Raw genomic sequence first — 21809 nt, forward strand, 5'->3', positions numbered from 1 at the left:
AATGCTATTCCATTTTGTAAAATAAACTCCATGGGGGGATTAATAATGGAAAAAGACGTAAAGATTTTGGTCGTAGATGATGAGGAAAGAATTCGCCGTTTATTAAAAATGTATTTAGAGCGTGAAGAATATATAATCGATGAAGCAGAAGATGGAAATGAAGCCTTATCTAAGGCATTTGCTAATGATTACGATGTTATTTTACTTGATTTAATGATGCCTGGTAAGGATGGAATTGAAGTCTGCCGTGAGTTAAGAGAAAAAAAGGCTACTCCTGTTATTATGTTGACTGCTAAGGGAGAGGAAATCAACCGTGTACAGGGCTTTGAAGTTGGTACCGATGATTATATTGTGAAGCCATTCAGCCCAAGGGAAGTAGTATTACGTGTGAAAGCATTGTTAAGACGCTCATCTCAAACAAGTTATTTGCAAACAGAAACAACGACAAAAGATGTAATTGTTTTTCCACACTTAACTATTGATAATGATGCACACCGGGTAACCGCCGATGGGAAAGAAGTTAGCTTAACACCAAAAGAATACGAATTGTTATATTTCTTAGCCAAAGCACCGGACAAAGTGTTTGATCGCGAGCAATTATTAAAAGAAGTATGGCATTATGAGTTTTTTGGGGATTTACGAACAGTAGATACCCATGTAAAACGTCTCCGTGAGAAGTTAAATAAGGTATCAGAGCAAGCAGCAAGAATGATTGTTACCGTTTGGGGAGTGGGATACAAATTTGAGGTAACTAATGAATGACCTTTTTACGAAGTGTTGTAGGTAAACTCTGGTTTACCATTATTTTTTTAGTTTCATTTGTACTGTTCATCCTAACAGTGATGCTTCTTGAGCTTTTCCAAAACCACAACATTCTTGAAACAAAGAATAATTTAACCAATACAGCTGAAAAGATTGCAAATGTTTTGGAAGCACATCCAAATGATAAATTCCCACTTGGCCTAGAAATTTCTTGGGAGATTATAGATGATGTGACCAAAGTAGTAATTGTTAAAAATGAACACGAAGTCTATTATTCTCCAAATGCTGAAAAGGATAAAAAGTTATCCGTATATGATATCAAAAAAGATCCAGACTTTTTAGCTGTGTTTCATCACAAAAAATCTGTTGAAAAAGTATCTAATCTATCATCAAAAAACAACAATCAGGATGCGAGTTATTCCATCATAGGTGTTCCTTTGCATCTCCCAGGTGAAAAAAATGGAGCTGTCTTTATTTATCAATCACTTGAAGTGATTAAGGAAACATCTGATGAAACAACAAAATACATCTTGCTTGTTGCGGGTGTCGCGATTATTTTAACCACAATTTTTGCCTTTTTCTTGTCAACGAGAATAACAGCCCCGCTCAGAAAAATGAGAGAAGCTGCTTTTGAAGTAGCAAGAGGGAAATTTGATACAAAAGTCCCGATTTTAACACATGATGAAATCGGAGAACTGGCGACAGCATTTAACCAAATGGGCAGACAATTAAAATTTAACATGAATGCGTTGAGCCAAGAAAAAGAACAGCTTTCTAGTATCTTAAGCAGTATGGCAGATGGGGTCATTACCTTTAACCGCGATGGCACCATCTTGATTACGAATCCTCCTGCAGACCGATTTCTGCAATATTGGTATTACGAAAAAGATGGATTCACTGATGCTGAAGCTATCCCATCTCAAGTGATGGAACTTTTTCAAAAATCCTTGGAAACAGAAAAAGAGCAAATTGGTGAGATATCACTTCAAGGTCGTCATTGGGTGATCTTAGTCAGTCCGCTGTATAGCAATCGCTTTATTCGAGGAGCAGTAGCTGTCCTAAGGGATATGACCGAGGAACGACAGTTGGAAAAAATGAGGAAAGATTTTATCGCCAATGTATCACATGAGTTGAGAACCCCTATTTCTATGTTACAGGGTTACAGTGAAGCAATCGTTGATGATATTGCCGAAACGCAGGAAGAGAAAAAAGAGATGGCAAAAGTCATTTACGATGAATCCTTGCGTATGGGGAGACTTGTTAATGAACTATTGGATTTAGCTCGTATGGAGGCTGGACATATCCATCTATCCATAGAAGAGGTTAATCTTTCCGCTTTTATCAATCGGATTATTTATAAGTTTCAAGGTTTAGCCAAAGATAATGATATCCTTTTGTATTCGGAAGCGGAAAATGATAGTTCACCGGGCCTTTTTGACCCTGACCGAATTGAGCAGGTACTGACGAATTTAATTGATAATGCAATGAGACATACACCAAAAGGTGGAAAAGTAAAAGTATCCGTTGTTTCGGAGGACAGAGGGGTTAGAATAGAAGTAAAAGATTCCGGTTCTGGTATACCAGAAGAAGATCTCCCATTTGTTTTTGAACGTTTCTATAAAGCAGATAAAGCTCGAACGAGGGGCAGGGCTGGTACCGGTTTAGGACTTGCCATTGCAAAAAATATCATTGATGCCCATCATGGTACGATTTCTGTTCGGAGTAAAATTAGAATGGGAACGACTTTTTCCTTCTTTCTGCCACGAAAAAAGTAATATTAACAAAAATTTTGCCGATTGTTCTTGATTCACAAGGAACAATTAAAAGCGGAAGCGCCTTGACCAGGGAAAAAAGTAGTTCATTTTTTCTTAGGAGCAACAAGCATAAGGCAAGCCGCGTGAAGGTTGTTACTTTGACCTTCTCGATGGATTGGCTGTAGACCACCGAGCCCCTAGGCGCTGTAGCTAAATAATTATCAAAGTTTAACTACTTGCTCATCCCAAAAAGATGAGCTTTTTCATGTTTTTAATGAGTCTAGTGGCCTGTGATTCCCTGCAAATATCTTCCTTTTCGACTAAAAAAAGTCTATATTTATAAGAGTGAAACTTTTTTATAAATACATCGACTAATATTATGAACGGGGAGGGGAATTGATGGACTCCGTTTTCGATGAGCTTTATCAAAAATATCATCATGACGTGTTCCAATTTCTATTCTATATGGTTAGAAATAAGGAACAGGCCGAGGACCTCGTCCAGGAAGTTTATATTCGAGTATTCAAGGCATATCATCGGTTTGAAGGTAAAAGCAGCGAGAAAACATGGCTCTTTTCAATTGCGCGAAATGTTGCGATTGATTACTTCCGTAAACAAAAGGGTTGGAAGGATCGATTGCTTGAAAAATTTGATTGGTCAACCAATCAGGTGAAGGATGAGTATCCGATTCCAGAAGAAATTACTGTTCAAAATGAAGAGATTAAATGGATTTACAGATGTCTAGAATTTTGCACGGTAGATCAGAGATCTGTCATCATCCTCCGATATTTACAGGATTTATCCATATCTGAAACAGCTAAAGTTCTGGGCTGGACAGAAAGTAAAGTGAAAACAACACAACACCGCTCCTTAAAAGTATTAAAGAAGCATATGGAAATGTTCTATGAAAAGGAGGGAATAATTAGTGAAAAAGTCAGAGTGGAGCGATAGAGAACTAGAAGAACTATTAAGGCAAATGCCCAGTATTCATGATCATCGCGATCCTCGTGACATTTACCAAAATATTTCTCTTAAAAGAAAAAAGCCTAGACCATGGCTGTTACCCGGTCTTGCTGCAACAGCAGCCTTGCTTCTTTTCTTTATTCTAGTCCCAAAGTTTTTGGGTGGGATAAATTTTTCTCATGAAAGTGCAGAAGAAAAATCTTCGTCCAGTGGAAATACAACTGCACAACAAGACAGTAGTGCTTTAAAAAAGGAGAATCCCTCATCTAATGAAACGGAATCTCCTAAACAGGCAGAGTTGCTAAAAACAGAAAACGTTAAGACAGCTATTTATGAAGATGAAGTTGGTAATGGGACTGTGTTAACCTACTGGATTCCAGATGCACAGGCTCAAATACTAATACCTGTTTCAATTATTGTAAATCAGAGCGGGGGCCAATCATGGCTTACTAAATATACGGAGTTAATGGCAAATTTACAGGAGGAGGAATGGGGTTTATCAAACTTCTATCCTCTAAATGCTACGATGAAACTTGATAAAAATGGAAATACAGTAATAGTTGATGTTCCTCCTGATCACCAATATGGTCTAGGCTCCACTACTGAAACGAATTTTATTAATATAATACAGAAGGATATATCAACCAATAGTGATAGTAAAAAAATTAAGTTTACGACAAACGGTCGACCCGGTATAGAGTTAGGAAATTTTGGCAGGATGGAAGAAATCGATGTTACTGCTCAGAATAAACATGCCTACTTTTTGTATTTCCCTGAGGGCAGTAAATTGCCATTCTTAACACCATCTATGGAAACGTATCATGATATATACTCTGCTTTTGAAGCAATGAAAACAGATCAATTAATGGGGTTAAAAAGTTCTTTACTGTCTTTACCTCCAATTAATATTGTATCAATTTCTAATAAAATTATGTATCTTTCATTCGATGGCAGCTATAGTTTACAGGATAATCAACAGTCGATAGTATCTTTCGAGGCTGTACTCTTAACAGCAAAAGAGTTTGGCATTGAAAAAGTTATTATAAAAGATCCTCCTTTAACAAATCTTGGCACATTTGATCTAACTAAAGCAATTAAAGTTCCAATTGCTCCAAATTTACGTAATATACCATAAGAATCGCCGATCAACCCTTGTGGTTGATTTTTTTTATGAATAAAATTTGATAAGTCTCCAAATTATAACAAATATGCTTAGGCTCCCCATAGAACTTACAACTAGGTTCGTTCTAAATAGGACCCATTAAACATATGGTGTGGAGGAGAGGACAATATTAAGGAGGAAAAGAAAGGAATGCGTGACTACATAAAGAGATTTTTAATTGCCATTATTATGGCGCTTTGTGTGAGTTTATTATTTTTAGGTGGAAGACATTCGGAAGCAGCAGGGACACAAGATCTAGGAGTCATCAATGACCACTGGATTTGGCCGGCAGACGGGATTATTTCAGATACATATGGAACAAGGCAGGGAAGGCATAAAGGAATTGATATTGCTGGAAGAATAGACACACCTATCCTTGCCGTTGAGGATGGTGTTGTTGATAAATCGTATTATTCTAATACATATGGAAATGTTGTCTTTATTAAGCATCCAAGTCATTTTGTGACTGTTTATGCGCACTTGAACAGACGAAATGTAGGCAAAGGTCAATTGATCAAACAGGGTGATGTGATTGGAAAGATGGGAAGAACAGGACAAGCTACAGGAACACATCTACATTTTGAAGCACATCAGCTGGAATGGAGATATGATAAAAAATATGCGCTGGACCCTGAACAGCTATTGGGTAAAGCGGATGTCGGCGAATCTGTCCAGGCAGGAATCGCAAGTATTGGTGATTCAGTATTAGCAGCAAGTTCCCATCTGCGCTTACAGCAAATTGAAAATGCTAGCAGCTCCTCAACTTTGGACAAGTACATTGTCAAAGAAGGGGATACCTTGTCCACCATTGCTCAAAAACAGAATACCTCTGTAACCACAGTGAAAAATCTTAATCATTTAACATCCGATCTAATTAAACCAAAGCAGATCCTAATTGTTCCTTAGTAATAGAATCCGCGGCCTCCAGCCCGCGGGTTCTTCTTATTTATATGACGCAAATCATTAAGTAAGTAAGATTTTTTTTCTTAACAAAACAAATATTGTTTAGTATAATAAAGACGTAATTTAATATCGATCTATCTTCGGGGCAGGGTGAAATTCCCGATCGGCGGTATTAGAGCAATGCTCTTAAGCCCGCGAGCCTTTTGTGGCAGGATTTGGTGCGATTCCAAAGCCGACAGTATAGTCTGGATGGGAGAAGATGGAGGTTCTGCAGACATTCAAAAAATGTTGATGTTTTGAATGTTTATTAAGCGTGCCTTTGTAAACTCCCTCAAGTTATTTTTCTTGAGGGAGTTTTTATTTACTTGGGTCGTCTGTTTGCTGAACCTCTCTTCCTAATATGATGGATCAAAAAGGAGAGAGGAAAATGGAAAAAAGAAAGAAGTTAAATGTAAAAGCTTATGTATCAATTGGAATGTTGAGTAGTATAGCCTATTTATTGATGCTATTAAATTTCCCGCTGCCGATATTTCCAAATTTTCTATTTGTTGATTTCAGCGACATCCCAGCGTTAATTGCGGCATTAGTTTTTGGACCGCTTGCCGGTATTTTAGTAGAATTATTCAAAAATGTTCTTAATTATATTGCAACTGGAAGTCAAACAGGCGTACCTGTAGGTCATATCGCAAATTTTGTTGCAGGAATTGTCTTTGTCCTTCCAACATTATTTGTCTATAATCGACTTAAAACTAGAAAAGGTATGACTATTGCGTTAGTGGCCGGAACGGTCATCATGGCTGTAGTTATGAGTATCTTAAATTACATCCTAATCCTTCCTGCATACACGATGCTAATGGGGTTTCCAGATATGAGAAATTTGGTCGTACCTGCGATTTTACCTTTTAATATCTTAAAGGGTATCATGATGTCAGTCATCTTCATGCTATTGTTTATTCGAATGCAAGCATGGATTAATAAATTTTCTGTAGTAAAAGGCGCATAAAAAAACTAAAAAAACAACAAGAGCAACATACTGTCGCTCTTGTTGTTTTTTTATGTAATAGAAAACCCCGTCTGTATAAGACGAGGTCGGATTAAAGCAGCTTTAAGATGAGTTTATTCGAACTTAGTTGGGTTACCTTCAAATGGTTCGTCAGCAACTTTGATTGAATCTGTTGGACAACCTTCGAAAGCATCCATCATGTCATCGATTAATACATCTGGAATTTCAACAATACCTTCATTATCGTCAAGCGTTACAAATGCAATACCTTCATCATCATAATCGTAAATATCTGGTGCTGCTGCGCCACATGCACCACATGCGATGCAAGTTTCCTTGTCAACAATTGTATACTTTGCCATGAAAAAAAACCTCCCAGTAAATAACAAATATTATGCTTCCCAGTTTCCTACTCAGATATGGATGGAAACGAATTACTCATTCCTATTGTAAAGCTGTATGGGCAACTTTTCAATAGAAAAATGATATTAGTGTTAACGGTTTATTGGTGTCAAAACGTTGAAACTTCTTCATTATTAACCAACCAGTAATACAAAATTCATGTTAAAATAAAAAAAGGATAAAATGAGGATTTTTGTCGATAATTGGGTAAAAGTGGTGGGAAAGATGCTGAAATTAGAAACCGTAATTCTATATTGTTTAAAACAACTTAATAGCGAACGGACCATTTATTCCATCTATCACCTCTTAAATGGAAAAAAATCATCGCAAACCATTCAAGATGCTCATTTATTCTCCATAAAGGAATACTTTGGTGTCTACGATACACTTACAAGAGAAAACTTTGAACAAATCATAGAAGAATTATCTAGAAAAAATTTAATTGGTGGCTGCGGTGAACAAAGGTACCGAGTAACGGTTTCTGGATTAGAACATATAGAAACTACATCAATGGATCATTACCTGAATGGCTGGACCTTTCACTCCTATACCACGTTGTTTTGGGAAAGATTATCGTTTTTTATTCAAGTCACTTCAAACCTTGTCTATGAGGAAGCCAAATACATCCCTATTCAAAAAAACAAAGATGTCCATAATTGGCTTAAATCGATGTTAAAGGAAATAAAAATACCAAGGAATGAATTGGGCACGGTTTTATATTCGGAATTGATCAACTGCTTTAAGGGAGCAAAGGATTTAGACCCTTCTGTTTTAGTGTTTCGCTTAACTGGCTTTCAGCAAATAGGATTAACGGCAATTCAAGCGGCTAGGAAGCTTAATATAGACATTCACGATTATCAGCTTGAATTTATAAATACACTGCATTATATAATTCAAAAGATTATAAAGGATGCTAGTTACTTTAATATGCTGACTTTTTTAATTAAAGATTTAGAGAAGGCGGATGTGTTAACTTTTTCTTCGAGGAAGACTTGGAATCTTTTAATACAGGGAAATACGCCTGAAAAAATAGCAGATTTAAGAAATTTAAAATTAAGTACAATTGAAGATCATTTAGTTGAATTTGCATTGCATCTTGAAAATTTCTCTATCGATCCTTATGTTGATAAAGCTATACAATTAAAGATTATTGAACTTTCAAGATCTATTGGAACGAGACAATTAAAACTGATTAAGGATCAATTGAAGACTGCAACTTATCTTCAAATAAGGTTAGTACTGGCGAAGTATGGTGATAGAAAATGGAATTAGAAATTCTTTTAAAAAAGTATTTTGGTTATTCTTCATTTAAAAAAGGACAAAAAGAGGTTATAACCACCATTCTTTCCGGTCAGCATACATTAGCTATGCTCCCGACAGGAACAGGAAAATCATTGTGTTACCAATTACCTGGCTATCTTTTGAGTGGGCAGATTCTAATCATTTCTCCATTACTTTCTTTAATGCAGGATCAGGTTGAGCAAATGAACCGGTTAGGAGAGAAAAGAGTAGTTGCGTTGAACTCTTTTCTTTCCTTAGAAGAGAGAAATAAAGTATTTCGTCATTTACGAGATTATAAGTTTATCTTTATTTCACCGGAAATGTTAAGGGTTCCTTTCGTTATAAATATCCTTCAGCAGCAAACCATTTCTTTATTCGTTGTAGACGAAGCCCATTGTATATCACAGTGGGGATTTGATTTCAGACCAGACTATTTAAAGCTAGGTGATATCCGGAAGAAATTAGGCAGTCCATTAACACTTGCTCTTACAGCTACTGCAACCAAAAAGGTGCGTGAAGATATTGTAACGTCCCTCGGGCTTGATAATGACGAAATAATAAAAATAGAATCAACCATTGATCGCCCTAACATAGCCTTCCATTTTGAAAAATTAACTGATTATCACGATAAACAAAATCGTATTATTGAACTAGTATCACAATTGCAAAAGCCAGGTATTATATATTTTTCTAGTAAGAAGGCAGCTGATCAGATGGCCTCTCTGTTGATGGAAAAAGGAATTTGTCAAGCAATGGCTTATCATGGCGGATTAGATGCGAATTCTAGGGTATTAATTCAACAGCAGTTTATTCACAATCAACTTGATGTTGTTTGTGCCACAAGTGCGTTTGGTATGGGGATCAATAAAGAAAATATTCGTTTTATTATTCACTATCATATGCCGATGCAGATTGAGTCGTATCTACAGGAGATTGGAAGGGCAGGGCGAGATGGGCTGCCTAGTGTTGCCATCCTTATATACGCACCAGGTGATGAGCAGCTTCCGATTCAGCTTGCTGAGGGTGAATTGCCATCTGAGCAGCAAATTGATTGGTTATTTACCAATTTAACCGAACAGCATTTGTTAACCGATGGCGAAATCGAATTAAATCAGGAGCTGGGTATACTTGGTGGGTTTTCAGAAATTCAATGGAGAATCATAAAGGACTACGTAAATAACCCCGACCGCGAAATTAAAAATCTTGAGAGGTTAAAAACTTCACTGAAAGAGTTTGTGAGAGAAAGATTACAATTAAAACTTAATAATATCGACTATATGAAAAAATTGATAAATGCCGACTCATGTAGACGTGAATTTATTTTACATTATTTTGCTGAAGAAATGATCCATAAAAATCCATCCTGCTGTGATATCTGTGGTGTCAATTTAAGAGATTTCCAGGCACCTGGAAATATAACATCCCTACCGGCTCGTAAAGAGAATTGGAAGGATTACCTTGCGAAAATTCTAATAAATTGTGAGTTGAGTGAATGAAAAGAAAGTATAATCAAATAATCACAGATCTAACAGATAAAGAGCTGTTATATCACTTATACTTCACACAAATCATCCTTTTAGGTATTTCACTCATCTTGGGAGCAATATTATATGATCATTTTTCGTATATTCAAAATATAGATTTGACAGATTATCATATTTTAACAATTGGTATTCCAGCAGGTGTAATCATTGTTTTAGCCGATGTTTTGTTAATGAAGCTGCTGCCTGCATCCTTTTATGATGACGGGGGATTAAATGAGAGGATCTTTAAAAATAGACATGTATTTCATACATTCGTCATTGCTCTTTTTGTGGCGTTTAGTGAAGAATTGCTTTTCCGGGGAATTATTCAAACAAAGGTTGGTCTAGTAATAGCTAGTATTATCTTTGCCATCATTCATTATCGTTACCTTTTTAATTGGTACCTCTTTTTTAATATTATCCTTTTAAGTTTTTTGATAGGGTTTATTTACAAATGGACAGGTAATTTAGCAGTAACCATTATGATGCATTTTGTCATAGACTTTCTTCTGGGAGTATATATAAAATTTAGACTGACATCAGATGACATGAACAGGGAGGAACAACTCTGTGAATAAAGAAGAACCATACAGAGACCAAGCGGAACGATTAAAAAAACGGATTCAAAAAATAAATGAAAAGGTGGATGGGGACAGTGATAAGCTGCCGCCGAGAGAACAGGTCCACAGACAAAAGAAAAAGAAAACAAAATGGAAGGTTAAATATCCGATAATCCGGCTATTAGTCTTGTGTTTTATTCTACTTCCCATCATCATTTTTAGTGTGATATCGTATCGGGATGGCGGCGTGAAAGTCAATGGAACACAAAAGACTTCCGGAAATTCAGTGGGATATGAAACCATTAATCTTGAAAAGGCTGATCCTGAAAATGAGGATTCGATAAATGAATCATCGAAATCTGATCAAGAAGCCGACAAGATGACGGCTCCAGAGGAAAAAAGTGTAGAAACTTCCGCGCAGGAAGATGAGTCTGCTGAAAGTTCTGCTGGATCTCCTGTGGCCACTACAAATCAAGGGACAGCAAATCAGCAGGTATCTGATAAAAATAGTCAGCCAATCGAGGCAGTAAAAAGTCAGACGACTCCAACTACACCTCAAAAAACAAGTAAAACGATTTATCATACGGTAAAGCCTAAAGAGACACTATTTAAACTAGCTATAAGGTATTACCATTCTAAAAATGGTGTCACCATCATTAAGGAAGCTAATAGACTGCAAAGTGAAAATATATATGTTGGTCAAGTACTCAAAATACCGTTAAACTAGCCGATCTTTGATCGGTTTTTTTTTGGCTTTTACAACATAAATTTTAGGACAAGAACATAAATATATATATCTGAAATAGGGAGGGTGACATGATGGATACACCAATCCAACACCTTGAATATACCGATCAGGCGACAAAGCAAATGTTAGAAAATGTAAGAAAGAGAAAGAAAAAATTCGATGACGTTAAAAAGTGGCATTATATGTCGATTTATGGAACGCTTTTTTTGGCGTTTATCTTTTCGCTTTATTTCTATATTATTTTTGTTAAACAATATTCTTATAACTTTATAACCATGTTGTCAGCAATATTAAATGATTCAGTTGCAGTTTATTTTTTGGCGTTCATCATAGTTGGGTTTGGGGCAATGAATCTGTTAAAACAGCAAAAGGAAAAAAAGGAAAAGGAATATCAAGAATTGAGATGCGAGATTGTGGATCGAAGTAAAGATTTGTGGAAGAAGGAAGAGGAATGGAAAAACCGCCATGTTGTTTTTGAAATAATGAAAAAGCAATATGATATTAACTTATATCATGAAAAGAAATAAGAAGCAGACCTTCAACTGCTTCTTATTACCAATTAAAAGATCTTCTTTTGGCCCTGCTCTTCTTTTAAGATTTCGACGGCCTCCCGGAATCGCTGTGAATGAATAATTTCTCTTTCCCGTAAAAATCTTAATCCATCATTTAAATCGGGATCATCGCTAATATTAATAATCCATTGATAAGTAGCCCGCGCCTTTTCTTCAGCTGCAATATCCTCATAGAGGTCTGCAATTGGGTCCCCTTTAGCTTGAATATATGTGGCAGTAAATGGAACACCCGCGGCATTATGATAGAATAATGCTTTGTCATGGTCAACATAATGATCCTCGATGCCTGCAGCTTTTATCTGTTCAGGTGTAGCGTCTTTCGTTAATTTATAGACCATTGTAGCAATCATTTCAAGATGAGCAAACTCTTCTGTTCCAATATCAGTTAGAAGGCCGATTACCTTGTCGGGAATTGTGTATCTTTGGTTTAAATACCTGAGTGCAGCTGCTAATTCTCCATCGGCACCGCCGTATTGCTCGATTAAATATTTCGCTAATCTTGGGTTACACGAACTAACTCGTACAGGATATTGTAGCTTTTTTTCGTAAATCCACATTATGGATCCTCCCTTGAACGTTGTTTACTGCTTCCGCTTTAAACTTGCCATGGCCATGGTGTATCATCCCAGTTCCAAGGGTATCCAGAGTAGCTGTTCCCGTATTGCTGTAAAGGTCCAAACTGGCTTTCAAATAACTTTTTTATACGTTTTCTCTCTTTGGCATAATGATTAAATTGATTAATGGCCTCTAGGTCATCATTATGCGTATCTAAATACAAGGTTAATTCAACTAATACAAAGTCCACTGTTTGAAGCTGTTCCATCAGTTGATAATATTCCGCAGGAACTTGTTTCATTGCGGGAGTCCCCCTTTATCTGGTTCAAGCGGGCCGAACCAGGGGTCATAAAAGGCCTTCCATAATGTCCCTGCCCTAAGTGCTTCTTGTGGCGTAAATTGAGGTAAATTTGGCGGCTGAAAGCCCATATATAAATTTGGTGGGGTGGAGTATGCTTTTTCAAGTATTGGCCTACAAGGGTCAAACGGACTAGCATAAGGATGATAGGTTTTGAAATGTGTATTCATAGTCGCCCTCCCTTTATTCGATATCATTTAAACATATGAGATTATTTTAGTTACATGACATAAATCTTTAATATTAAATATGAGTTTTTAATGTAGATTAAGGAAGACTTAAACTCGCAAGAGGTAAAGATAAATAATCCTTCTCATACACTGTATGGGAGGGATCATTATGTTTAAAAGAATTTCGCTGCTTCTAATTATCTTTATATGTGGATATTTACTGATTGAATGGGTACCAATCGATCATCCATTTGTACTTTCAGATTTTTTAATTACCCTTGTCCTCAATCCTTTAAAGTTTATTGCAGCTTCATTGGCATTTTTTTTCGGGATTGTGTGCAGCGGTAAATTTATCCGAGAATTAAGAGATCGAACAGGAATAGGCTGGGTGAGGCATTTCAGATGGATGGTACAGTTATTCACCGAATATATTGGTCTGATTATCGTTTTTATACTTCTTTTCCAAATCGGCTGGGAGCACACACTTGTCTTTTTTAGTTTAAGTCTTCTTTATGGTATGATTTCCGTAGAACTGTAAGAGGGGGAGAACAAGAAATGATATGGGGGACAATTGTGTTATTGTTTGTGGGAGGGATCCTTCTCCTCTTATTTATGGTAAGAGAGGCCTTTTTAAATAAAGTAGTAGAGCATGAGTTAACTTTTCCAGACCTTCCTGCTTCTTTTGGCAAAGTATCCATTTTTTTTATTTCAGATATTCATAGACGGGTTATTTCAGATGTAATCATTCAAAATGTAAAAGGGAAAGCGGACTTTGTTATTATTGGAGGAGATTTAACCGAAAAGGGGGTACCATTGCCACAAGTAAAGGAAAATTTAGTGAAATTAAAACAAATTGGCCCTGTGTATTTTGTTTGGGGAAACAATGATTATGAAGTGGATTTCCGTAAATTGGATGCCACTTTACTTGATATAGGTGTAAAAGTCTTGGATAATACAGCTGTAACTTTTGAGTCAAACCGTGGCGAAAAATTATCTCTCCTGGGGGTTGATGACTGCAGCCAAGAGAGAGACCGGCTTGATTTTGCCCTAATGGATGCGGAAGAAAGCAGTTTTAAAATATTAGCTAGTCATATTCCAACGATTACAGAAAAGATCCGGCCTGAGCACAATATTCGTTTGGTACTGAGCGGACATACTCATGGAGGACAAATACATATTCTAGGGTATAGCCCTTTTGAAAAAGGCAAGATAAAAAAGCTTGAAAATACCATTCTTTTAATTAGTAATGGATATGGAACAACGACTCTGCCTTTAAGGTTAGGGGCCCCTGCCGAAACTCATCTTATTACATTAAAACGAGGAACCGAAAGAAGAGGGTGAGGTAGACAATTCACCAATAATCCCCTGCGGCATACACTGAAAACAAGAGTTACGTCACGGCAGGGGGCAAAGGCATGCGCTTAGAACGCTTAACGGCCAATAAAATAAAAATTTTTTTAACCTCTGATGATTTATTTGAAAGAGGACTTTCAAAAGAGGATATTTGGAAGGATTCAAGTAAATGGAATCAGCTTTTTCATGATATGCTCGAAGAGGCAAGTGAGGAATTTGATGTTGATATCCAGGGCTCTGTAGCTGTAGAAATCTTCTCTCTTCAGGCCCAAGGAATGATTTTAATCATCACCGTTGATGAAGTAAAGGACGATGAAGAGTTATTATATGATGGTTATATCGAAATGCAGGTAAGGGTTGAGGGATGCGATGATCTCTTATATGAGTTTAGTGAATTTGAGGATTTAGTCGGCCTTGCCAAAAGACTTTCAATTGTAGACATTTATGGGGGAAGTCTCTTTTGGATGCATAATCGCTATTACCTTCTAATGGAGCATGTAGAGGCTGATAAAAAGGAAAAAGCGGCCTGTATTTTATCGGAGTTTGGAACTCCGTCCATTTTAAGTCCATACGTACTTGCTGAATATGGAAAACCTGTGATGAAACAGTTTGCTGTTGAAACGATTATCCATTTTTTTAAATAACTTGTTAAAATCAATATCATACTAAAGGGGCGAATGCCCCTTTAAAAAGTCTTTAAAAATCTCCGTGTTCTGAAAGTTTTTTTGATTTATAAAAGCGTTTACAAATTCAGGTTTGGTGTGTGTTTTTCTTCTTGCATAAATCCATTAAACGTGTATACTTGTCTCTGAAAGAAGACAACATTCGTAAAGCATTTTTTCTAGGAGGATTTCAAATGGTAGCCGAAAAAGCAAATGGTCAAACTAATCAAGAGGGAGAGCCGCACGATGTGTTGAAATCAACACAGACAGTTATACATAAAGCCCTTGAAAAGTTAGGTTATCCTGAAGAAGTATATGAGCTCTTAAAAGAGCCATTACGTTTGCTGACAGTGAAAATTCCCATAAGAATGGATGACGGTTCTATTAAAATATTCACAGGGTACCGTGCGCAGCATAATGATGCAGTGGGACCAACAAAGGGTGGTATTCGTTTTCATCCTAACGTAACTGAAACTGAAGTGAAAGCCCTTTCGATTTGGATGAGTTTGAAATGTGGGATAGTCGACCTCCCATATGGCGGTGGGAAAGGCGGTATTGTCTGCGACCCGCGTGATATGTCGTTTAGAGAGCTTGAGAGACTTAGCCGTGGCTATGTGAGAGCTATCAGCCAAATTGTTGGACCAACAAAGGATATTCCTGCTCCTGATGTATTTACTAATTCACAAATTATGGCCTGGATGATGGATGAATATAGCCGTATCGATGAGTTTAATTCCCCTGGATTTATCACAGGGAAGCCACTCGTATTAGGAGGTTCACATGGCCGCGAATCTGCAACTGCAAAAGGTGTAACCATTTGTATTCGTGAAGCGGCAAAAAAGAAGGGCATTCAAATTGAAGGAGCTAGGGTAGTTGTCCAAGGCTTTGGAAATGCAGGAAGTTATTTATCTAAGTTTATGCATGATGCTGGTGCAAAGGTAATTGGTATTTCAGATGCCTACGGTGCCCTGTATGATCCCAATGGTCTAGATATTGATTATCTTTTAGATAGACGGGACAGCTTTGGCACGGTAACAAAATTATTTAATAATACCATTACGAATAAAGAATTACTTGAGCTTGATTGCGATATTCTTGTTCCGGCGGCGATTGAAAATCAAATTACAGCAGAAAATGCTCATAATATTCGTGCGAAAATTGTGGTTGAGGCTGCGAATGGTCCAACCACCTTGGAAGCAACCGAAATTTTAACTGAGCGGGGAATTTTGCTTGTTCCAGATGTACTAGCATCTGCTGGCGGGGTAACAGTTTCTTATTTTGAGTGGGTTCAAAATAATCAAGGCTATTATTGGACGGAAGAAGAAGTAGAAGAAAAACTTGAAAAAGTAATGGTGAAATCATTTAAGAATATTTATGATACTGCGCAAACTCGCAGGGTTGATATGCGGCTTGCTGCCTATATGGTCGGGGTAAGGAAAATGGCTGAAGCCAGCCGATTTAGAGGCTGGATTTAATCTACCCGTACGATTTTGAAAGTTTTGTTTGTTGAAACTAAATGGAAAATCTCCTATCATGTTACGGTAGGAGATTTTTTTTGTAGTAAAATATCCTTTCATAATAAGTATTCCGTTTTTAAGGAGTTGGCCTTAATGCAAATAGAAGATATCATCATTATTGGTGGTGGTCCCTGTGGTTTAGCAGCAGCGATTGCCTTACAAGAAATTGGGAAGAAGCCTTTAATAATCGAAAAGGGTAATGTTGTAAACTCCATCTATCATTATCCCACCCATCAAACCTTTTTTAGTACAAGTGAAAAATTAGAAATTGGCGGTTTTCCCTTTGTGACAGATAGTTACAAGCCCAAACGGAACCAGGCACTTGTGTATTATCGGGAAGTTGCTAAGCGTAAACAGCTGAGGATTAATGCTTTTGAAACAGTTTCAGCAGTATCTAAACCTAAAGAGGGACAACTATTCCAGGTCAAGACTGATAAAGATACATATCAGACTCGTTATGTTGTAATTGCAACTGGTTATTATGACCATCCTAACTATATGAATGTACCGGGTGAAAACTTACCAAAGGTTTTCCATTATTTTAAGGAGGCACATCCCTATTTTGATAAAGATGTTTGTGTCATTGGAGGTAAAAATTCAAGTGTCGATGCCGCACTTGAGCTAGTAAAGGCAGGAGCTCGGGTAACGGTCTTATACCGTGGCAAGGAATATTCACCAAGTATAAAACCATGGATTCTGCCTGAGTTTGAATCATTAGTAAGAAATGAGATCATCACAATGGAATTTCAAGCCGATGTAAAAGAAATTAGAGCTGATCAAGTAACATATGTTAAGGATGGGGAACTAAAGACCATACAAAATGACTTTGTCTTTGCGATGACTGGATACCATCCTGATCATGAATTCCTAGTGAAAATGGGTATTAAAATTGATGAAGAAACAGGAAGACCTTTTTATAATCCAGATTCGATGGAAACCAATATTAGCGGAATCTTTATTGCTGGTGTGATTGCAGCAGGAAATAATGCAAATGAGATTTTTATTGAAAATGGCCGTTTTCATGGCGGACAAATCGCACAATCTATACTAGAAAATGATGCTAAAGGGTGATGAATCATGAAAAAGGTTGTCCTATTAACAACAGGGGGGACGATTGCCAGCAAACCAAATAAATCCTCTGGAAAATTAGCTTCTGGAGCTATAACTGGAGAAGAACTGGCTGCAATGTGTAATCTGCCAACTGAGATAGAAGTAATTGTCGACTCTGTCTTTCAAAAAGCGAGTATACATATTACGTTTGACGATTTAGTCTTTCTAAAGAATAAAATAGAGGATTATTTTAAGGATGAGACCGTTTCAGGTATTGTTGTCACCCATGGGACTGATACGATGGAGGAAACATCTTATTTTCTTGATTTAACCATTAACGATCGCCGGCCTGTTGTTGTCACAGGCTCGCAGCGTTCACCGGAAGAGTTAGGCAGTGATGTATACATTAACTTACGCCATGCCATCTATTCGGCTTGTTCACCTGATTTATACGATGTTGGCACAGTAGTTGTTTTTAATGAAAGAATTTTTGCTGCCAGATACGTCAAAAAGGAACATGCCTCTAACATCCAAGGATTTAATGTATTTGGGTTCGGATACCTTGGAATCATTGATAATGACAATGTCCACGTCTTCCAAAAACCGATAAGAAGAGAGCATTATCAAATAAAATCCCCAATTCCTGATGTAGAAATTATTAAGTGCTATATCGGAGCAGATGGGAAATTTATTAAAGCTGCCCGAGAAGCAGGTGTTGCTGGAATCATTCTTGAAGGAGTAGGACGAGGCCAAGTAGCTCCGAAAATGATGGAAGAAATCGAAAGGTCCATAAATGCAGGGATAAAATTAGTGATTACAACCAGTGCTGAAGAAGGGGCTGTCTATACAACTTATGATTATGAAGGTAGTGCATATGACCTTTATAAAAAGGGAGTTATTCTTGGAAGTGATAATGATTCCAAGAAGGCAAGGATGAAATTGGCTGTTGCGATAGCAAGCGGTTTAGAAAACATCAACTTTTAAATCGTGGTCTAATTCGGTCGCTGGAATGAATCTTTCGTTTTCTTTGCGGGCTATACATGGTACCATTAAGAAAAAGGATTGGAAAAGAGGTCCAGAATGCTTGGAATATTATCGGCCGGAATTGCTCCAGGTTTGGCCTTACTAAGTTACTTTTATTTAAAAGATGAATATGAACCAGAGCCTGTTTCCTTTGTTTTTCGGACATTTTTGTATGGGGTTCTGCTCGTTTTTCCTATTATGTTTATCCAACATGTTTTAGAAACTGAGCACTTATTAAAATCCGATTTATTAGATGCCTTTTTTGGTTCAGGCATTTTGGAAGAATTCTTTAAATGGTTTATCCTTTTTTATCTCATATATCAGCATGTTGAATTCGATGAACCGTTTGATGGTATTGTATATGGAGTATCCGTTTCCCTGGGTTTTGCAACTGTTGAAAATATCTTTTATTTAGTGGCCAATGGAATTGAGCATGCCATGACTCGTGCTTTACTACCGGTTTCAAGTCATGCTTTATTTGGCGTTATTATGGGCTTTTATCTCGGAAAAGCAAAATTTACGAAAGGTAATAAAGCAAAATGGATATTATTATCACTGCTTTTGCCAATTCTTTTGCATGGATCCTATGATTTTATTTTAATTTCACTTAAAAACTGGTTGTATATTATTTTGCCATTTATGGTTTTCCTTTGGTGGTTTGGATTGCGTAAAGTAAAAAAAGCAAAAATTTTAAGTGCCAATCATTTTAAAAAACAATATCCAGAACAAAAGGCACAAGCACCTGTTTAACCAACTTCAAATCATTTCAAAACCCTTCACACATTGTTGAAGGGTTTTTTTCTGCATGAAATGGAATAAAAACACCAATAAAACAAAAAATAGGTTTAATGTAAAAAAGATTCATAATGGGGGTTATTATTCCATGATAAAGAAAAGCATCCTAATCAGATTCTTCATCTTAATCTTTACATGCACGATACCAGTCTCTTTTTTGGAGGGCCAACCGGTACATGCCTTTTCAAATCAAGTAATTCAAAGAGGAGCGGTAGGAGAGGATGTAATTGAGCTTCAATCAAGGCTCAAATATATAGGCTTTTACCACGGAAAAACAGATGGGGTATTTGGTTGGGGGACGTATTGGGCATTACGAAATTTCCAATATGAATTTGGTCTGCCAATTGATGGAATTGCTGGGGCGACAACCAAAGCAAAATTAACAAAAGCCACGAAATATAACAAACAAACCGCACAAAAATCTGCTCCACCTAAGGCTGCTGCAAAAAAGCCGACAGCATTAAACACACCAAAAGGTTACTCACAAAATGATATCCGCTTGATGGCCAATGCCGTTCATGGAGAATCAAGAGGAGAACCATATATTGGTCAGGTAGCAGTAGCTGCTGTAATCTTGAACCGAGTAAATAGTGCATCATTTCCAAATACTGTTTCCGGTGTTATCTTTGAACCTGGTGCATTCACAGCCGTGGCTGATGGGCAAATTTGGCTGACACCAAATGAATCTTCCAAAAAGGCGGTAATAGATGCCATCAATGGATGGGATCCTACGGGGGAAGCATTGTACTACTTTAATCCGGCCACTGCCACAAGTGGATGGATTTGGGGCAGACCGCAAATAAAACGAATTGGCAAGCATATTTTTTGTAAATAGAGGGGTGAGTTCAATTTGATTAGAGGAATATTGATAGGTGTTCTCGCTGTTGGTATTGCGGGAACAGCTTATTGGGGTTACCAAGAACATCAAGAAAAAAATGCGATCCTTATCAATGCGGAAAACAACTATCAACGGGCATTCCACAATCTTTCTTACCGTATGGATTTATTAAACGATAAAATTGGAACTACACTTGCGATGAATTCCAAAGAATCCTTATCGCCCTCCTTAATAGAAGTATGGAGACTCACTTCGCAGGCACATGGGGATGTCGGGCAGCTGCCGTTAACACTATTACCTTTCAATAAAACAGAAGAATTCTTGGCCAATATTGGAAATTTTAGCTATCGTACGGCAGTTAGAGATTTATCGAAGGAACCATTAACAAATAAGGAATATAAAACGCTTCAAGTACTTTACAAGCAGTCTGGTGATATTCAAAACGAGCTGCGAAATGTACAGCATATGGTTTTGAAAAATAATCTTCGTTGGATGGATGTGGAACTCGCACTTGCCTCCGGAAAAGAAAACACCGACAATACGATCATTGATGGTTTTAAGACCGTTGAAAAAACAGTATCAACCTATGAAGAATCAGATATGGGCCCTACCTTTTCCAACCTGCAAAAGAAGGATGAAAACTTTAATAAAATTAAAGGGAAAACCATTACTCGAAAAGACGCTATCCAAATTGCGAAAAAGTATATAAAGTTTGATGGAAATGCCAATGTAAAAGTCACGGACAATGGAAAGGGCTCTGATTTTGGTTTTTACAGTATATCCATCGAAAATAAAAAAGCTGGTCAAGAGGCTAGTATGGATATTACTAAAAAGGCTGGGCATCCGATTTGGTTTATTAATAACCGGGATATAAAAAAACAATCCTTGAGTTTAAATGATGCCAACAATAAGGCTGCTGCATTTTTGAAGGAAAATGGCTTTGAGAATTTGGAAACATTTGAGAGTACGCAGTATGATAATGTTGGTGTATTTGATTTAGTCACTAATATAAATGGAGTGAGAATCTATCCAGAAGCAGTGAAAGTCAAAGTAGCACTTGATAATGGAGATATAATTGGTGTTTCCGCTGAAGAATACTTAAAATCATTTCAAACTCGGACAATTGAAAAACCTGCTCTCACTCTTGAACAAGCTCGGGCTAAAGTAAATCCTAAATTAAAGGTAATGGAACAACGGCAAGCGATGATTGTTAATGATATAAATGAAGATGTGTTATGTTATGAGTTCTTAGGAACATTGGGCGATGATACGTACCGAATCTTTATAAACGCTAAAACAGGTTTAGAAGAGGAAGTAGAAAAGCTGAAAAACGCTGAAGCAACGTACGAAGATGTTTTATAGGGAAAACACGGTTATTTCCCTTTTTATCAGTTCGTATTTGTATGACCAAGGAATAAATTAGGCGAGCTGCTCCAATACTAATAACATATGGTATTGGGGTGATTGGCATGAAAAAGGTAGAGAGATTTTTAATAAAATTGGTGATAGTTCAATTTCTCTTTCTATTCCTATCACAATTACTGTTCCACCAGATGAATATCTTTCCGCAAATAAAGAATTTAACAAAGTATGAAGGAGTTAATGAAAATACCATTACTGAAATTCTGCAAACCTTTCAAGGGAAAGACGAACAACCAAAGGCATTGCATGAACAAATGAAATAGGAAAGTATAAATACTTCCTCTAATCGGAAGGTTTATACTTTCCTATTTTTTTATGGATCATGGCGGGCAATTATAATATTAAAATTAGGTTTCATTCTGGATTTTTCTTTTATTAAAATGATAAAAAAAAGAGGCATATCCTTATCTTGTGGTAAAATAAATAAGGTAGA

At 36.9% G+C, this 21809-nt stretch carries 25 protein-coding genes and 1 riboswitch; of the genes, 21 read left to right on the forward strand and 4 right to left on the reverse strand.

The genetic code is table 11. The features are described 5' to 3' along the window. Positions 1–45: 45 nt before the first annotated feature. The 6 genes from AAHB15_RS15565 to AAHB15_RS15590 all read left to right on the forward strand — a co-directional run bounded on the left by AAHB15_RS15565 (position 46) and on the right by AAHB15_RS15590 (position 6547). Positions 46–762: a response regulator transcription factor gene (locus AAHB15_RS15565; RefSeq protein WP_098533034.1), complete on the forward strand. Its 717-nt coding sequence runs from the start codon at positions 46–48 to the stop codon at positions 760–762. After that, entirely contained in the window at positions 759–2537 is a 1779-nt protein-coding gene (locus tag AAHB15_RS15570) for an ATP-binding protein (RefSeq protein WP_342042763.1), read from the forward strand. The genes AAHB15_RS15565 and AAHB15_RS15570 overlap by 4 nt, the downstream gene beginning before the upstream one ends. A 378-nt stretch (positions 2538–2915) precedes the next feature. Further along, the gene (gene sigX / locus AAHB15_RS15575; protein WP_144563027.1) at positions 2916–3467 is read left to right on the forward strand and encodes an RNA polymerase sigma factor SigX; all 552 of its coding nucleotides are present in this window, start codon (positions 2916–2918) and stop codon (positions 3465–3467) included. Next, positions 3442–4614 carry a hypothetical protein gene (locus tag AAHB15_RS15580; RefSeq protein WP_342042764.1) on the forward strand — a complete coding sequence of 391 codons (1173 nt, stop codon included), beginning with the start codon at positions 3442–3444 and terminating at the stop codon, positions 4612–4614. Before sigX ends, AAHB15_RS15580 begins: the two co-directional genes overlap by 26 nt. 177 nt (positions 4615–4791) lie before the next feature. Continuing rightward, positions 4792–5547, forward strand: coding sequence for a peptidoglycan DD-metalloendopeptidase family protein (locus AAHB15_RS15585; RefSeq protein WP_342042765.1), 756 nt, complete (start codon positions 4792–4794; stop codon positions 5545–5547). A gap of 129 nt (positions 5548–5676) precedes the next feature. Beyond that, positions 5677–5809: riboswitch (FMN riboswitch) on the forward strand. A 162-nt stretch (positions 5810–5971) separates the two neighbouring features. Then, positions 5972–6547, forward strand: coding sequence for an ECF transporter S component (locus tag AAHB15_RS15590; RefSeq protein WP_342042766.1), 576 nt, complete (start codon positions 5972–5974; stop codon positions 6545–6547). A gap of 113 nt (positions 6548–6660) precedes the next feature. On the opposite strand, the gene AAHB15_RS15595 is transcribed toward AAHB15_RS15590, so the two are convergent. Next, positions 6661–6909: a ferredoxin gene (locus AAHB15_RS15595; RefSeq protein ID WP_144563023.1), complete on the reverse strand. Its 249-nt coding sequence runs from the start codon at positions 6907–6909 to the stop codon at positions 6661–6663. Positions 6910–7174: 265 nt separating this feature from the next. On the opposite strand from AAHB15_RS15595, the gene AAHB15_RS15600 reads away from it, so the two are divergent. From AAHB15_RS15600 to AAHB15_RS15620, 5 genes are all read left to right on the forward strand, one after another. After that, entirely contained in the window at positions 7175–8221 is a 1047-nt protein-coding gene (locus AAHB15_RS15600) for a helix-turn-helix domain-containing protein (protein WP_342042767.1), read from the forward strand. Continuing rightward, the gene (locus AAHB15_RS15605; RefSeq protein ID WP_342042768.1) at positions 8212–9726 is read left to right on the forward strand and encodes a RecQ family ATP-dependent DNA helicase; all 1515 of its coding nucleotides are present in this window, start codon (positions 8212–8214) and stop codon (positions 9724–9726) included. Before AAHB15_RS15600 ends, AAHB15_RS15605 begins: the two co-directional genes overlap by 10 nt. After that, positions 9723–10331, forward strand: a complete 609-nt coding sequence (locus AAHB15_RS15610) for a CPBP family intramembrane glutamic endopeptidase (protein WP_335575879.1) — start codon at positions 9723–9725, stop codon at positions 10329–10331. Before AAHB15_RS15605 ends, AAHB15_RS15610 begins: the two co-directional genes overlap by 4 nt. Beyond that, positions 10324–11040, forward strand: coding sequence for a LysM peptidoglycan-binding domain-containing protein (locus AAHB15_RS15615; RefSeq protein WP_335575878.1), 717 nt, complete (start codon positions 10324–10326; stop codon positions 11038–11040). Before AAHB15_RS15610 ends, AAHB15_RS15615 begins: the two co-directional genes overlap by 8 nt. Before the next feature lie 89 nt (positions 11041–11129). Beyond that, complete coding sequence (locus tag AAHB15_RS15620) at positions 11130–11588, forward strand: DUF2663 family protein (protein WP_342042769.1); 459 nt, start codon at positions 11130–11132, stop codon at positions 11586–11588. A gap of 32 nt (positions 11589–11620) precedes the next feature. Here AAHB15_RS15620 and AAHB15_RS15625 read toward each other — a convergent pair whose 3' ends face one another. Genes AAHB15_RS15625 through AAHB15_RS15635 form a run of 3 tightly spaced genes read right to left on the reverse strand, consistent with a single transcriptional unit; the run spans position 11621 to position 12716 of the window. Continuing rightward, the gene (locus AAHB15_RS15625) at positions 11621–12190 is read right to left on the reverse strand and encodes a manganese catalase family protein (protein WP_335575876.1); all 570 of its coding nucleotides are present in this window, start codon (positions 12188–12190) and stop codon (positions 11621–11623) included. Positions 12191–12228: 38 nt separating this feature from the next. Continuing rightward, a complete protein-coding gene (locus tag AAHB15_RS15630) occupies positions 12229–12489 on the reverse strand; it encodes a spore coat protein CotJB (RefSeq protein ID WP_144563016.1) in 261 nt (86 codons plus the stop codon). Further along, complete coding sequence (locus tag AAHB15_RS15635; protein WP_342042770.1) at positions 12486–12716, reverse strand: spore coat associated protein CotJA; 231 nt, start codon at positions 12714–12716, stop codon at positions 12486–12488. Before AAHB15_RS15635 ends, AAHB15_RS15630 begins: the two co-directional genes overlap by 4 nt. A gap of 169 nt (positions 12717–12885) precedes the next feature. Between AAHB15_RS15635 and AAHB15_RS15640 the strand changes: the two genes are divergently transcribed. From AAHB15_RS15640 to AAHB15_RS15685, 10 genes are all read left to right on the forward strand, one after another. Beyond that, positions 12886–13254 carry a hypothetical protein gene (locus AAHB15_RS15640; protein WP_342042771.1) on the forward strand — a complete coding sequence of 123 codons (369 nt, stop codon included), beginning with the start codon at positions 12886–12888 and terminating at the stop codon, positions 13252–13254. A 17-nt stretch (positions 13255–13271) separates the two neighbouring features. Next, a complete protein-coding gene (locus tag AAHB15_RS15645) occupies positions 13272–14057 on the forward strand; it encodes a metallophosphoesterase (RefSeq protein WP_342042772.1) in 786 nt (261 codons plus the stop codon). Positions 14058–14131: 74 nt separating this feature from the next. Next, the gene (locus AAHB15_RS15650) at positions 14132–14713 is read left to right on the forward strand and encodes a genetic competence negative regulator (RefSeq protein WP_144563013.1); all 582 of its coding nucleotides are present in this window, start codon (positions 14132–14134) and stop codon (positions 14711–14713) included. Between the two features lie 212 nt (positions 14714–14925). Beyond that, positions 14926–16206, forward strand: coding sequence for a Glu/Leu/Phe/Val family dehydrogenase (locus AAHB15_RS15655; RefSeq protein ID WP_098533003.1), 1281 nt, complete (start codon positions 14926–14928; stop codon positions 16204–16206). 135 nt (positions 16207–16341) lie between these two features. After that, positions 16342–17319 (forward strand): YpdA family putative bacillithiol disulfide reductase, encoded by a 978-nt coding sequence (locus AAHB15_RS15660; RefSeq protein ID WP_335572797.1) that lies wholly within the window; start codon positions 16342–16344, stop codon positions 17317–17319. A 6-nt stretch (positions 17320–17325) separates the two neighbouring features. Next, complete coding sequence (locus AAHB15_RS15665; protein WP_342042773.1) at positions 17326–18282, forward strand: asparaginase; 957 nt, start codon at positions 17326–17328, stop codon at positions 18280–18282. Between the two features lie 96 nt (positions 18283–18378). Then, positions 18379–19071 (forward strand): glutamic-type intramembrane protease PrsW, encoded by a 693-nt coding sequence (gene prsW, locus AAHB15_RS15670; RefSeq protein WP_335572799.1) that lies wholly within the window; start codon positions 18379–18381, stop codon positions 19069–19071. A 136-nt stretch (positions 19072–19207) separates the two neighbouring features. After that, positions 19208–19951: a spore cortex-lytic enzyme gene (gene sleB / locus AAHB15_RS15675; RefSeq protein WP_446715871.1), complete on the forward strand. Its 744-nt coding sequence runs from the start codon at positions 19208–19210 to the stop codon at positions 19949–19951. Positions 19952–19966: 15 nt separating this feature from the next. After that, entirely contained in the window at positions 19967–21316 is a 1350-nt protein-coding gene (ypeB, locus tag AAHB15_RS15680) for a germination protein YpeB (RefSeq protein ID WP_335572800.1), read from the forward strand. Positions 21317–21423: 107 nt separating this feature from the next. Continuing rightward, on the forward strand, positions 21424–21639 hold the full coding sequence (locus AAHB15_RS15685) for a DUF5359 family protein (protein WP_342042775.1): 216 nt from the start codon (positions 21424–21426) through the stop codon (positions 21637–21639). Positions 21640–21809: the final 170 nt, after the last annotated feature.

Source organism: Bacillus sp. OTU2372 (genome assembly GCF_038440275.1).
GTDB lineage: Bacteria > Bacillota > Bacilli > Bacillales > Cytobacillaceae > Neobacillus > Neobacillus bataviensis_B.

Bases quoted from the DNA above. Each gene is read 5' to 3' on its own strand.
- AAHB15_RS15685 (WP_342042775.1), top strand. From the start codon at position 21,424: ATGAAAAAGGTAGAGAGATTTTTAATAAAATTGGTGATAGTTCAATTT.
- AAHB15_RS15640 (WP_342042771.1), top strand. From the start codon at position 12,886: ATGTTTAAAAGAATTTCGCTGCTTCTAATTATCTTTATATGTGGATAT.
- AAHB15_RS15605 (WP_342042768.1), top strand. From the start codon at position 8,212: ATGGAATTAGAAATTCTTTTAAAAAAGTATTTTGGTTATTCTTCATTT.
- AAHB15_RS15660 (WP_335572797.1), top strand. From the start codon at position 16,342: ATGCAAATAGAAGATATCATCATTATTGGTGGTGGTCCCTGTGGTTTA.
- AAHB15_RS15610 (WP_335575879.1), top strand. From the start codon at position 9,723: ATGAAAAGAAAGTATAATCAAATAATCACAGATCTAACAGATAAAGAG.
- AAHB15_RS15565 (WP_098533034.1), top strand. From the start codon at position 46: ATGGAAAAAGACGTAAAGATTTTGGTCGTAGATGATGAGGAAAGAATT.
- AAHB15_RS15645 (WP_342042772.1), top strand. From the start codon at position 13,272: ATGATATGGGGGACAATTGTGTTATTGTTTGTGGGAGGGATCCTTCTC.
- AAHB15_RS15625 (WP_335575876.1), bottom strand. From the start codon at position 12,190: ATGTGGATTTACGAAAAAAAGCTACAATATCCTGTACGAGTTAGTTCG.
- AAHB15_RS15620 (WP_342042769.1), top strand. From the start codon at position 11,130: ATGATGGATACACCAATCCAACACCTTGAATATACCGATCAGGCGACA.
- AAHB15_RS15650 (WP_144563013.1), top strand. From the start codon at position 14,132: ATGCGCTTAGAACGCTTAACGGCCAATAAAATAAAAATTTTTTTAACC.
- prsW (WP_335572799.1), top strand. From the start codon at position 18,379: ATGCTTGGAATATTATCGGCCGGAATTGCTCCAGGTTTGGCCTTACTA.
- sigX (WP_144563027.1), top strand. From the start codon at position 2,916: ATGGACTCCGTTTTCGATGAGCTTTATCAAAAATATCATCATGACGTG.
- AAHB15_RS15585 (WP_342042765.1), top strand. From the start codon at position 4,792: ATGCGTGACTACATAAAGAGATTTTTAATTGCCATTATTATGGCGCTT.
- AAHB15_RS15570 (WP_342042763.1), top strand. From the start codon at position 759: ATGACCTTTTTACGAAGTGTTGTAGGTAAACTCTGGTTTACCATTATT.
- AAHB15_RS15630 (WP_144563016.1), bottom strand. From the start codon at position 12,489: ATGAAACAAGTTCCTGCGGAATATTATCAACTGATGGAACAGCTTCAA.
- AAHB15_RS15595 (WP_144563023.1), bottom strand. From the start codon at position 6,909: ATGGCAAAGTATACAATTGTTGACAAGGAAACTTGCATCGCATGTGGT.
- AAHB15_RS15655 (WP_098533003.1), top strand. From the start codon at position 14,926: ATGGTAGCCGAAAAAGCAAATGGTCAAACTAATCAAGAGGGAGAGCCG.
- AAHB15_RS15665 (WP_342042773.1), top strand. From the start codon at position 17,326: ATGAAAAAGGTTGTCCTATTAACAACAGGGGGGACGATTGCCAGCAAA.
- AAHB15_RS15590 (WP_342042766.1), top strand. From the start codon at position 5,972: ATGGAAAAAAGAAAGAAGTTAAATGTAAAAGCTTATGTATCAATTGGA.
- AAHB15_RS15635 (WP_342042770.1), bottom strand. From the start codon at position 12,716: ATGAATACACATTTCAAAACCTATCATCCTTATGCTAGTCCGTTTGAC.
- AAHB15_RS15600 (WP_342042767.1), top strand. From the start codon at position 7,175: ATGCTGAAATTAGAAACCGTAATTCTATATTGTTTAAAACAACTTAAT.